This window comes from Ancylomarina subtilis, assembly GCF_004217115.1.
In the GTDB taxonomy this organism is placed as follows: domain Bacteria; phylum Bacteroidota; class Bacteroidia; order Bacteroidales; family Marinifilaceae; genus Ancylomarina; species Ancylomarina subtilis.
This window is the reverse complement of the sequence record NZ_SHKN01000001.1, coordinates 614,726-627,998: the sequence shown is the minus strand read 5'-3', so window position 1 is coordinate 627,998 and position 13,273 is coordinate 614,726. Positions and strand designations below refer to the sequence as shown.

Below are 13,273 nucleotides of genomic sequence, written 5' to 3'. Positions count from 1 at the left end.
AAACAAGATCTTCATCAATTAGGCTATCCTTCATATAACTGAACTGTTTGTGCGATACGAACAATTCAATTGTTAATCATGCAGTATAATCCAATCTAAGGCAGTGCCCTGTTTTTCATATGCTCTCGATTTATTTGTACTGCCTAAAACCCAATTAATATGAATACGTATGATAGTTTAAAAGTAAATTCGTACATCGCTACCGACCAACTGTTGGTTAAGAATAAAACTTATTACGAAACCGATGTGACAACGAAAGCTGAAGCAGAATCTTTTTCAGGTTTATTGGCATCTTTATTAAGTTATTCCAATAGAATGGATGAGTCTCTGAGCTGGTTGGTTGAAGAAAAAAATGCCATTAGAGAGTCTGTTATTTCACAGGTTTTAATTTTTTCTAATGCCTTACAGTGTTTGGCTGATAGTCTTTCGGATACTTCCATGTTCGAAAAAGTGCTTGTTTCCCAAGCCGAATTAGGCCGAATGTCTGAGATTAAGTTTATAAGCTATACCAAACAGGTCATAAGCCTTAGTCGGAAACATCTCGATGAATTAGCGCCTTATGGGGTGAGCGAGGCTAAACTGGTGAGCCTGGAAACCGATTTCACCTCTTTTCTTCAAAAACTAGAGGAACTCATCATTCGGAAGGATGCAAAAAAAGATGATAAAAAGGGATTTTCCAGCTTAAAGAAAGAGATTAATAGCCTGTTGAATAATAAGCTGGATCGTAGAATTGAGAATCTTAGGGCAAGTTATCCCGAATTTGTAAGCCAGTATTTTTCCTTGCGTAAAGTTAGCAGACCGGCTCATCATTCGTACGACCTGCTGGGCTATATCACCGATGCTGCAACGGGCAAGCCTATTGCATATGGTACGGCTTGGCTTGAGGAACTCGATATGAAGGCCAACATCACACAAACTGGCACCTTCAGGTTTAAGAGCATTCCATCGGGTAAATACCAGTTGAGAGTGGAGAATATGGATTACAAGACACTTTATGTGCCCATTAGTCGGTATGCGCCCGAAAAACTGAAGCTGAACTTACAAATGGAGGCACTTCCTGTTGAGCAAACGCAGCCTGCCTAAGACTTGCTAAAAACTTTCGACAGTGGCCATAATTGTTGAAACATCTGCCTGTTTAAAAAAACTTGGAGGTTTCTTTTTAAACAGACAGACCTAAGCTGTGGGGTGAGAGCCACAGCTTTTTTTATGTGTGAGTTGCCGGGCATCGAGCGGAGTCGAGATGCGCCGTATTGAGAGCCTCACAAAAAATAAGTGAGACCCTCAATTACGCTTCAGTGCTTATGTTCATTAACCCCAAAGCCCTTAAGGGGCTTAATGTACAAGAACATTATAGCAATGTAGACTTATTCTATTTTATGTAAGCCAGTTAATTTGCTTTGCTCTATTTTATTGTTTGCCACATGTTTTTCATAAATTTGATAGGCTCTATTATTTTGAAAAATAATAGAAGACAACAAACCAGCACAATACATCCTATATAAGGAAATGTAGGTCAGGTTTTGTGAATACATAAATAAGTTACCTGCAAGGCGAAGAAAGAGAACAGAATGATAGATAAAAAATTTTCACAATGGACAAAATGGGATGATAGAAATTCTATAAGTGGAATTAAATATCCGGGAATTTATTGCATTGCAATATCAGAAACAGTTTTGTCAGAACAAGATTTTGAATGGATTCCGAAAATTACTTATGTTGGAATGACAAATTCAAAAGCGGGTTTAAAAGGACGTTTAAAACAATTTGATAATACAATCATTGGGAAAAATGGACATGGTGGAGCTGACAGATTTAGATTTCAATATGAAAATTATCAGGAGCTTGTGGATAAGCTTTACGTTTCAGTTTGTTCATTTGAATGTGATGTAAAATCAAATGCCCCAAATGATCTGAGAATAATGGGAGAAGTCGCAAAATTTGAATACGATTGTTTTGCTGAATATGTTGACAATTTTGGATGCTTGCCAGAATTTAATAATAAAAAAACGTCACCTAAATATAGTTTAACTCATAAATAAAAATGAAAAAAGATATATTTTCTAAATTTTGGATGCTTTTTCTATTTCTACTCTTAATTGGATTTCTTATTTGGGGAATTTTCTATATCGATGATTTGCAGTCTAAGATTTCAATTTTAGGAATTGTTGCGATAATTGTTGCTGCATTTACGTCTGTTTTGACCGTGAGTATAAATAATAAGAAAGCAAAAGAAAGAGAATATGAATTACATATTTTGAAAGAGAAACAAAAGGTCTTTGAACATTTTTATAATTCATATTTTGAGATGCTTTTCAAAATCAAAAAAGGACAAAATGGACTTTCTCGGAAAGCTGAAGAAGAAATGCTTTTATTTAAGAAGGGATTGATGAATTGGGGAAGCGATAGATTAATAAGAAAATATATAGACTTTGATTCCAAACTCGTGAATAGTCAGAAAAACCAACAAACATTTAATATTCTAAAAGATGGCGATAAATTCATGAAGGAATTGCGAAAAGAACTTGGATACAATGATTCGAAAAATGTTAATATTATGAGCATAATTTTGACTGCAGAAGCAAGAGAAGAATTAAAACAGGCTGGAGAAATATAAAATGTGCAAACGCCCAGCAGGTAACAAAAGCTAAATTGTCATGGGCGGTGGCGAGGAGTTTGGAAGTTTTGTGCAATAAATAAACACCAGCAAGCCAAATAACTTTGTCTTGCCTAAATATTATAAATGTAAAATTATTCGGCTTGCTTAATTAGCGGTTTGAAAGGGAAATTCTTCAAAATCGCCCACGCAACTTAGCAAGACCGTTGGCGTTCATTGAAAAAAGACAGCCAGCGCACATTTGGCACATTTGCAAGCTCCGACACACAAGCAGATGCTTCAGCTTGTAAAAGAGCCAAATTTTGCAGACGCTCATAAATAAAATAGAAGTTTAATATTATGAAAATTCGGACAGATTTTGTGACTAATAGTAGTTCTGTAAGTTTCATTGTTACGATGAACTTAAGTATGCTAAATAGGTTCTTAAATACTTTTGAAGAAAAATTTGACACAGGAAAAAAAAGAGCAGTTAAAATTCTTAAAGAAGAATTGGAAGAAAAGGGCACAAGAGTAATGTTAGAAGGAGTAGAGATATATACTAAGCACTTTAAGTTCGAAGATGGTGGAGATTGCATGTTTGCAGATTCATATGATAAGCCTTACGACGAAATAGACTTTTCTGTTTTTGAAGAGAAAGATATATGGGCATTAATCTATGGTGAATTTATCGCGAGAAATAGAATAAGTGATGTTGAAGGTTTTGGTGTTACAAAAGTTGACACCTCTTTATAAAATTAATAACTATGAAAATACGCACTGACTTTGTTACCAATAGTAGTTCTGTGAGCTTCATTATTACCATGCATAAGAAAATTGTTGAAGTCTTTGAAAGATGGTATGGTGATTCAGTAGCGAATGAGCATAAAACTATAAGAAATACTCTTAAAGTTTACATGCTTGATAATGGTACAAGAACCTTTCTCGAAGAAGAGGAAATATATGTAAAAAAGCTGCAATTTAATGATGATGATGGAGTTACAATAGATAAAGAATTACTAAAACATGAAAATAGAGAACTTGATTTTACCAATATCGACGATGAAGAACTATGGAACTATATTCGAGGAGAATACATATTAAATGGGAAATTAGGAGAGATTAGAGGTTTTGGTATAACTCAAGTTGATCAATATTAAATGAAGATTAGAAGACACATAGGTGATTATAATTTTATTGCTGATCAAGAATCAGGAATGACCTTTCGATGGGGAAAAACTTTTGAAGATGACCCAACTTTTGCACCAGTTCCTGAATTAGTTGATATTTCTATTTCCAATCATTGTAGTAAGGGATGTGACTATTGTTATCGTGATAGTAAGCCAAATCATTCCTTTATGTCACTTGATGATTATAAGTTTGTTTTGTCAAGTCTTAATCATAAAAAGTATGGTAATGTTTTTCAAGTTGCTTTAGGAGGAGGAGAACCTTTAGAACATCCTGAAATTTTTGAGATCTTAGATATTACTAGACAATTTAACCTAGTTCCTAATTTTACTACAAATGGGGAAAATATTACCCAAACAATAGTCGACAGGATAAAAGGGAAAGTTGGTGCGGTTGCAATATCATTAAATAACATGCATGACATTGATAATTCAAAGATTCAACTTTTAATAAAAGGAGGCATTCGAACAAACATTCATTATGTTATTGATAGAAGTAATATAAAACAAGCAATCCAAATTTTAGAAGGAGACTATAACAATAAACTAAAGGGAGTCAATGCAATAATATTTCTAACATTTAAACCTTCAGGGAGAGGAAACTCTGAACTTGTTTTAGTAAATGATTCTAGTCTAGTTAAATTTCTTGAATTGGTAGATAACAATGGTGCTAGTTGCAATATTGGTTTTGATGCTTGTTTTGTACCTATGTTAATGAGATTCACTAAAACTAATATTGACTTTATAGATTCTTGTGAAGTTGGATATTTCTCTGTCTACATTGATGAAAATTTAAGGGTTTCACCTTGTTCATTTTCAAACAATAGGGATAGTTATAGTCTTAAGGAATTTGACTTTTATACCATATGGAATAATAAGTTTGATAACTTCAGAACTCGCATTACAAATACTTGCAATCAGGAATGCAATGCTAAAATTAACTGTAAAGGAAGTTGTCCATATTTTCCTGAAATAACAACGTGTTATAAAAATTAATATGAAGGATATATCGTGGCATCAGCTAGAACAAAATAGTTCTTCCAAGGAATTAAGTTTTGAGTCTTTTTGTTTCCAAATAGCAACAAAAAAATATAAAGGCTATGGAGTTTTTGAATCTTACTATAATACTCCAGGCTCTGAATTCTATTTACAATTGACTAAAGACTGTGATGAATTAGACGCAAAAGCTGGAGACATAATCGGATGGCAGGCAAAATTCTGGTTAAACAAAAAAGATGAAGATAATTCACCATTAGATTCTAAGCATAGAAATGAATTAGTAAAGGGATTAGAAAAAACATTAGAATATAAAGAGAAACTAACTCATTGGATTGTATGCACACCAGGTAAGTTCTCTAACACAAAAACAAAATCAAAACCTTCTTGGGATTCATTTCTAGAAGATGTAAAATCAATAAAAAATGACATTTCCATATCTCATTGGCATAAAGACATATTTGAATCAATTTTTCATTCCAATCCTGAGGGATTTAGTTCAATTTTCAATTTATATTTTAACACTAAACTTATTAGCAAGGATTTTTTAACCAACTTGACAAGAACTAATCTAAAACAGTTGGAAAGAAAATTTGATGTTGATCTGCATATCAAAGAAGAGGGGGAATTAAATCTGCTTAATTCTATTTATCCTGATAAAGCTAGAGCAGATGTTAATATTTACATAAAACTCCTAGACGATGTTATAGATGATATTAATAGGGATTATAGGATTAAAACTGATGAATTCCGTGATTTATCTAGTGAAGTTGTCAACTTGACAAGAAATTACTATTCAAAACACCTTGTTTTAATAAATGAAGTTAATGCTATTAATGCCGATTCTCCTGATGTCTACGATTTTGCAAAGCAAAGTAAAACAGCAATAGATAGTTTTATTCAAAATAGTGAATCTGAAAGAAAACAACTTAATATACATTTAAAGGAAATATTCAAAAAATCAGATAAGAATAAAATAAACTATCAAGATATAGATTGGGTGGAATTTATGATTCAAAGCGTGAATAACATTTCTGATTTATTAATTGGTAGTAAAAAAGACAATTCACTGCTGAAAACTGTTGTAAGAATACTCTCTAATGACGCTCATGTTTTTGGAGCTGCAGGGTATGGCAAAACACACTTTGCATGTTCAATCAGTTACAACCTTCTAAAACATGAACACCCTACTCTGCTTTTATTAGGTAGCTCATTCCGTAACTCGATAACTCCTAAACAAAGGATAATTCAGCTACTTGATTTGGAAGGATCTTATTCATTTAAAGACTTCCTTGGAGCAATAGATATATTGGGAGAAACATATAATTGTAAAGTTCCCATTATTATTGATGGTCTAAATGAAAGTTATCCATCAGCGGGTGAAATATGGTATAATGAGTTATATTCAATTATCAACGATGTAAGAAAGTTTTCTAACATTATCTTAATTACAACATGCAGGGAAAAAAGAGAATATATACAGCAAATATTTGATAAAGAATCGTATAAAGAAGTTGAAAACTTTGTCTATTTAAAGGGTTTTACGGATAAGAATATTTATAATGCTGTTGAAAAGTATTTCGAGAAATACGCTATTAAACCAAGTTCAAAGCCTTATGATATTACTTTATTTGAAAATCCTCTAAGGCTAAAAATATTTTGTGATGTAAACAAAGGAAAGGTTAGCTTGGATATAAACCTATATTCTATTATTGAAAGCATAGAAAGCTATATTCTTGATTTGATTAAAAAAATATCAAAAAAAGAACGCGCCGTTAATGCAATACGAAAATCAAAATTAGAAAAGGGGTTGCAGGAAATTGGTCAATTACTTTGGAATAACAATAAGAGAGAAATTCAATTCTCTGATTTTTATCCTCTTTTTGAAGAAGAGTTGTCATTTAATTTAATTGATGAAGGACTCTGTTTTCAACGTGATTTAAATAATGAGGATGAATTGATTCAATTTACTTATGATCTAGTTGGAGGGTATCAAATAGCTAAATCAGTCTTTTTTAATAATAAATCTATTCCTTTAATAATTGAAAAATTACAATCTCTAGAGGCAAAAGAGAAACTATTTTGTGATGATAAAACAAAGCGACATCCTTTACATGAAGATATTTTAAAATCAATTTCTTATCTGCTTCCATTAAAAACGAATAAGCAGATTTATGAAGTGATTACTGAGGAATCAATTATTTTAGAAAGTATTGGGAATATCGAATTGCTTTCATCTACACAAGCTGATAAAGATAAGTTTGTTAGGTTTATTGAAAGCATTAACTTAGGATCTGAATCATATAATAGTTTATTTCAGAAACTATATGATGATGTTGTCCAAAGAAATACTTTCAACTCCTTTGACATTATAACAACAATTTTCTTAAAACTTAATCAGTATGAGGTTGATATATTTTGGAATGAGCTCATAAGAAAGGATTCTTATAAGTTACAATCAAAATTAAAATGGATAGTAAAAAACATTAAAGACACTGGACACTCCAAAGACAATGTTTTACTTTTCGTTTTGCTTTTAACAGGTAGTTCAGATAAATTATTACGAAATGAAGCTACAAAAGCATTAATGCAATTGGGTCTGATATATCCTGATAATATAATAAAGCTAGCTAAACGTTTTATTATTGTAAATGATAGCTTTATTCTTGAATCCCTTATTTGTGCGTTAACAGGTGTTGTTCTTAGATTAAAAAACAGAGATTTTACTGAAACAGTTAAACACTTTTTACAAGAGGATTTTCTAATAAAAAATACTACAAATCATATTGCAATATTGGACTATATTCAAACGATATTTGAATTTGGTTTATCATATTTTGGAATAGAGTATGATAATAATGTTATATATAGAAATAAAGACGAAGTTTGGGTTCTGAACAAAGAACTAATCAAGAAAAATGAAGGAGATGACTTCTTTTGGTCTTATGAGATGATGGATTATGACTTTATAAAATTTCAAATTGTATCTCTTTCAAAACATTCCTATGGCAGCATAAGTAAATATTCAAGAGCTGAAATTATTAGTTTTATATATGAGAGAATCAAACAGAATGGTTATACCAAGGATTTGTACTCTTCCATAGAAGCAAAAATAGCAGAAGACAATAAATATCGTAGAGAAGAAGTTTCTGAGCAAGTAACGAAATATGATGAAAAATATCTTTATACTGCTTATTTAGAGTTAGCAGGTTTTCTCTTACTAAATAATCAAATCAAACCTGAATACAAAGACGCACTTCGTTTTTCATATATTTTCTATGATCCCACATTTCCCTCAGTTACTAGTAAAATACAAATTATAAATGATTGCTTTTTGCCAGCATATAATGAAAATATTCAGAATTGGATTCTCGAAGATGCTTCGGAGTTATTAAAAGAAGAATATATAAACATTCCTTTTTTCGAGAAAAATGAAATGGTTCTCCTTTACGCATCAATGAATCAAAAAAACGAAGAAAATAACACTTATATTACAATTAGCATTAGTACATATGGGTTTAATTCAGAATTCAAAAAAGAAATTCTTGAAACATTTCAATCAAGATATATTCATAGATCAGAGGGACAAAGTCAAATGTTTGGAGGTGAAATTCCTTGGAGAAATCTTGTTGAATGCGAAGAAGAGATTGAATATTTAGATGAAGAAGATGAGGATGGATTTGATGATATGTTCGGAAGCATTAAAGAATCTAATCATGAAGAATCAAATATATTAGATTCTGAGTATTATCCCTTAGTAAATTCCTATTCTTGGTCTTCGTGGACTAGCGACAGATATCAAAATCCGAATTTCGTATTTCTGGATTCTATGATTGCAAAAAAAATGGAATTAGATTTTAAAATTGAAGAATTATCTCATATTGACAAAAATGAAAAGCCTGTCACAAAGTATTATAAAACAAATAATTCTGAATTCCTTTTTATAGAACGAACAGTACTTGATAAATATCTTAAGGAAAATAATCATGATTTAATCTGGAATAAATTCATTGCTAAATATGGAGAATTTGGAATTCATCAAGACAAGAAGTTAGATCCTTCATATAAAGATACTAAATCAATTACTATTTATTCAGATTTTACAAAGAAATAGGTCATGCACATTAAGCAAACGCTCATACCTTCCGTACATCCAAATTTGCTTAAAGAGCATGCCTCCGCTAGCGCGAGCTCAATGTCATTAAGTTAAGAGTGTAAGGTGTTGAAAAACAATAGTTAAAACCCCCGCTAGCGGGAGCTTGTAGCTAGTGCTCTGCAAAGGCAGAAAGCCTGTTGATGTACAATTTCATCGTGCGGTAAGTAAAAAGGATAATAGCTTACAGTAGTTAAAAGTAATGTGTAAAGTTTAATATGAATAAAACAGAAATGAATAAACAGTTAAGACCATCAATTTTAAAGAGAGCCGTAGCTCTACTGATCGACTATATAGTGCTTGGCATCTTTGGTTTTGTTTTGGGCTTATTTTTCGAAGATTTTTTCGTCTCACTGGGTAAGTATGGTACATTAATCGGTACGGCTATAGTCATTATTTATTTTTCTATCTGTCAATCTAAACTAGGGGGTGGTCAATCTTTGGGAAAAATGGCGATAAGCTCAAAGGTGACCGATCTAAATGGTCAATATTTAAGTTTCAATAAATCATTATTACGCGCATTCATTCTTGTTTTCCCAATCATGAATGTTGAACTGCTTGCCAGTGGAAAAGGCATGATTGTTATTATGAGTCTCGTTTCTTTATTAATGCTTGCAAGCATCTATTTGGTCATCGTAAATAAGTCGAGACGATGTTTACACGATTTATTAATTCCCAGTGTTGTAATCAATCAATCCGTCTCCGATTTTGAGATTGATGAGCGTAAGGATAGAAGCTCGCTAAAATTAATTCCTTTGGGTGTTCTTGCTCTGTTAGGGCTTGGAATGGGATTTTATCAAACCTTTCAGTCGACAAATTTGAGTCCTTTGCTTGCTGCGAAAGATAAAATTGAGCAGGAGGCAGGCGTGATTGGTGTTAATAAAATCCAATCCAGTGTTACAAGCCATTATATGACTGATTCTCCTGTGAATACTTACTCATCTATAGAAGTGTTGGTTAGAATTGATGATATGCAGGAGGCATCGGATGTCGATTCAAAATATTTTGCAACATTTCATGATATCATTGCGGAAGAAGTGCCCGAATATAAGGATGTCGATCTTGTTTTGATTACGCTTTATTATGGGTATAATATTGGGATAGCCCATAAAACAAGGCATGTTACCAATCGATTCACGAATTAAGATTCGTTGAGCTCCACTTTGTTTTCACCCTATGGCTAGTCATGAAAAAGTCAATTTATAATGACAGAGAAATATCAAAATAAATACCGTATTGCATCTGCCCGTTTGCCTCAGTGGGATTATGGATGGAATGCGGCGTATTTTGTAACGATCTGTACCCATGGTCGCGAACATTATTTTGGTGATATTATAAATGGCAGAATGCAATTATCTGAAATTGGACATTTGGCAAACAAATATTGGTCAGAAATCCCCAAACATTTTCCATTTGTCGAATTGGATTCATTCGTTGTGATGCCAAACCATGTACATGGTATTGTTATAATCAACAAACCCAATGATGAACGTTATGTAGAGACGCAAAATTTTGCGTCTCTACCATCCGAATCACGAAATAAATTTGGGCCACAATCCAAAAACCTGGCATCAATAATTCGTGGGTTTAAAATTGGTGTCACCAAAAACGCCCGAATAATAAATGCCGATTTTGCATGGCAATCACGTTATCACGATCATATTATACGGAATGATGAATCCTTATATCGAATAAGAGATTACATCAAAAACAATCCTTCAAAATGGATGAAGGATAAATTTTATGAATGAGAATAATTTACCGTAATAAGATAAAATGAAAAATGCCCCTTATTCCGAAAGCTTTTCGGTCTAAAGGGGCGAATTGTAAGTAAAAAAACATGACAGAACAGGATTCGCTCTATTCTGTTTCACTGAAATAGATATCATGCTTCCAAAATCGTGTTAGAAAATCCAGATTTGGGGCGAATACGGCATCGAATTCTGAAGAAAGGCCACTTAGCTGCTCTTTGTACTGATCGAAAAAGTAGTGCGTTAATTCCTTTGAAGTATGTTTAGAAACAATAACGTCCCCAAACGTGTCTCTCAACTTCTCAGCCTTGTAAAAAGGGTTGTTTTCGTCAGGAATGATCTCAACAAAATTGTAAGAAATCTCCACGCCCTGATGCGAATTAATAAAAACAAACGCTTCCTTCCATTTCTTAATTTAAGTCATCCAATCGTGAATGGTAATTTTATTATTTTTTGCATAACACTAGGTGTTTATAAAATGATGGAAAACTTTAAATGTTAAATGAATATGAAGAATTTTAATGATAAAACAATCATATTGATAATTAAATTTGAAAAGAGGTGTTGGCTCGTATTTTTGTTTTATTTGAAAACAATTTATTCTCAAATCATCGCTTTTTTAGGATGATTGTTTATCTTTGAATTCCTTGAAAAAGTAAGAATAAGAACTAATCGTTTCGTTTATACCTCAGTATGGAGAATTTTATCGTTTCGGCTCGCAAATATCGCCCATCCAGCTTTCAAACTGTCGTTGGTCAGCAGTCTATTACCACAACCCTAAAAAATGCCATAAAAAACAATCATTTGGCTCATGCCTACTTGTTTTGTGGTCCGCGTGGGGTAGGGAAGACTTCCTGTGCGCGAATTTTTGCCAAAACCATCAATTGCTCCAATGTGAGTTCTGATTTTGAAGCTTGCAATACCTGTGAGTCGTGTATGGCCTTTAACGAGAATCGTTCTTATAATATACATGAACTGGATGCGGCATCGAATAATTCAGTAGATGATATCAGAACCCTGATTGATCAGGTGCGTATCCCACCCCAAATTGGGAAATACAGTGTTTATATTATCGACGAGGTTCATATGCTATCGCAGCAGGCCTTTAACGCTTTTCTAAAAACTTTAGAGGAGCCACCTGCACATGCCATTTTTGTATTGGCAACAACTGAAAAACATAAAATCATCCCAACCATTTTGTCGCGTTGTCAGATATTCGACTTTAGTCGCATAAAGGTTGGTGATGCGGTGAGTCATTTGAAGCATATTGCAGAAACTGAAAACATTAGTATTGCAGAGGAAGCCTTAAATGTGATTGCGCAAAAGGCGGATGGTGCTATGCGCGACGCTTTATCAATCTTCGATCAGATTGTGAGTTTCTCAGGTAAGACCATTACATTCGAAAATGTGATTCAGAATCTAAACGTTTTAGACTATGACTATTACTTTAGAATGGTGGATGCCTTTTTAGAGGGAAAAGTTACCGATGTTTTAATTCTCTTTAATGAAATTGTAGAAAAAGGATTCGATGGTCATCATTTTGTTGCAGGTTTGAGTTCTCATATAAGAGATATACTGGTGGGGAAAGATGCAGCAACTTTGCAATTGCTGGAGGTCAGTGATAGCGTTAAAGAAAAATACACCCAACAATCCCAAAAATGTGAGGTTGATTTCTTATACGATGCTCTGGGTATTCTTAACGAATGTGACATACATTATAAAAGCAGTCAAAATCAACGCTTACTTATCGAGCTTACCCTAATTCAATTGTCCCAGATAATTGAATCAAAAAAAAAAGGCGCTAGTCTGAAGAAAAACTTCCGACGATTATTGAAAATACGAGTTGAGGGACGCGCCTCAGCTCCCAAAGCATCAGGAGCCAAAGATAAGGCTCCTGTTCATCCTCAGCAAGAAGCACAGCGAACCACTCCACCTGCTTCTGCACAGGCTCAACAAAGAGTGTCCTCTTCGCCAGGAACAAGTCCTTCATCCATATCAATAAAAGCGGCTATGAGCCGAGGTATTGCCAGTAGACCTGCAGCTTCACCCAAACAAGAATTAAAATCAAAGGAATCTGCTGCGACTTACAGTGGAAGCCAAAACCAGCCCTATACAGCTAAAAGCGTTGTTGAAAAACTGAAAGAATATACAATCATAAGAGGCAAAAGTGAACGAATTCGTTTAGCAGTAGCTAATTGTGAAGCTGAAATAAGGAAAGATGGGCAGTTGGTTGTTAAGGTGAGTAATCAAATTCAAGAAGACGATATTTTAGCCGTTAAGAATGAAATGGTCAATTATCTGAAAAGAGAATTACAAAATTCGACCATTAATTTTATTACGGAGGTGATAGAGACCGCAACGAAAAAAAGACTGTATACCGACACGGATAAATTCAAATATTTGTGTGAGAAAAATCCGGTTTTGGAACAGCTGAAGCAGAAATTTTCCCTCGATTTTGAATAGTTAAGGCTTTTTTGCCCTAAAAAGGACTAAAAATCACATGAAATTTCAGACTTTTCACGGACTATAATCTTGATTTAATGACCTTTATCATTAGAGAAAAAAATCGTTAAAAAATATGCACTTTTATATTCTG

General features: G+C 33.1%; 11 protein-coding genes. 10 read left to right on the top strand and 1 reads right to left on the bottom strand.

Going from position 1 to position 13,273, the window contains the following annotated elements; all coding sequences use genetic code 11:
* The first annotated feature begins 159 nt into the window (after positions 1-159).
* The 9 genes from EV201_RS02625 (at position 160) to EV201_RS02585 (ending at position 10,677) form a co-directional block, all read left to right on the top strand.
* Positions 160-1,083: a carboxypeptidase-like regulatory domain-containing protein gene (locus EV201_RS02625; protein WP_130305846.1), complete on the top strand. Its 924-nt coding sequence runs from the start codon at positions 160-162 to the stop codon at positions 1,081-1,083.
* A 485-nt stretch (positions 1,084-1,568) separates the two neighbouring features.
* The gene (locus EV201_RS02620) at positions 1,569-2,039 is read left to right on the top strand and encodes a hypothetical protein (protein ID WP_130305845.1); all 471 of its coding nucleotides are present in this window, start codon (positions 1,569-1,571) and stop codon (positions 2,037-2,039) included.
* A 2-nt stretch (positions 2,040-2,041) separates the two neighbouring features.
* The gene (locus tag EV201_RS02615; RefSeq protein ID WP_130305844.1) at positions 2,042-2,614 is read left to right on the top strand and encodes a hypothetical protein; all 573 of its coding nucleotides are present in this window, start codon (positions 2,042-2,044) and stop codon (positions 2,612-2,614) included.
* Positions 2,615-2,953: 339 nt separating this feature from the next.
* Positions 2,954-3,346: a hypothetical protein gene (locus EV201_RS02610; protein WP_130305843.1), complete on the top strand. Its 393-nt coding sequence runs from the start codon at positions 2,954-2,956 to the stop codon at positions 3,344-3,346.
* Between the two features lie 11 nt (positions 3,347-3,357).
* On the top strand, positions 3,358-3,750 hold the full coding sequence (locus EV201_RS02605) for a hypothetical protein (RefSeq protein ID WP_130305842.1): 393 nt from the start codon (positions 3,358-3,360) through the stop codon (positions 3,748-3,750).
* Positions 3,751-4,773 (top strand): radical SAM protein, encoded by a 1,023-nt coding sequence (locus EV201_RS02600; protein WP_130305841.1) that lies wholly within the window; start codon positions 3,751-3,753, stop codon positions 4,771-4,773.
* A 1-nt stretch (position 4,774) separates the two neighbouring features.
* Positions 4,775-8,887 (top strand): NACHT domain-containing protein, encoded by a 4,113-nt coding sequence (locus tag EV201_RS02595; RefSeq protein ID WP_130305840.1) that lies wholly within the window; start codon positions 4,775-4,777, stop codon positions 8,885-8,887.
* 272 nt (positions 8,888-9,159) lie between these two features.
* Complete coding sequence (locus EV201_RS02590) at positions 9,160-10,071, top strand: RDD family protein (protein WP_165389567.1); 912 nt, start codon at positions 9,160-9,162, stop codon at positions 10,069-10,071.
* A gap of 60 nt (positions 10,072-10,131) precedes the next feature.
* The gene (locus tag EV201_RS02585; RefSeq protein WP_130305838.1) at positions 10,132-10,677 is read left to right on the top strand and encodes a transposase; all 546 of its coding nucleotides are present in this window, start codon (positions 10,132-10,134) and stop codon (positions 10,675-10,677) included.
* 109 nt (positions 10,678-10,786) lie between these two features.
* Here the strand turns inward: EV201_RS02585 and EV201_RS02580 are convergent, their stop codons facing one another.
* On the bottom strand, positions 10,787-11,092 hold the full coding sequence (locus EV201_RS02580) for a DUF3843 family protein (protein ID WP_130305837.1): 306 nt from the start codon (positions 11,090-11,092) through the stop codon (positions 10,787-10,789).
* A gap of 278 nt (positions 11,093-11,370) precedes the next feature.
* Between EV201_RS02580 and EV201_RS02575 the strand changes: the two genes are divergently transcribed.
* On the top strand, positions 11,371-13,140 hold the full coding sequence (locus tag EV201_RS02575) for a DNA polymerase III subunit gamma/tau (RefSeq protein WP_130305836.1): 1,770 nt from the start codon (positions 11,371-11,373) through the stop codon (positions 13,138-13,140).
* The last annotated feature ends 133 nt before the right edge of the window (positions 13,141-13,273 follow it).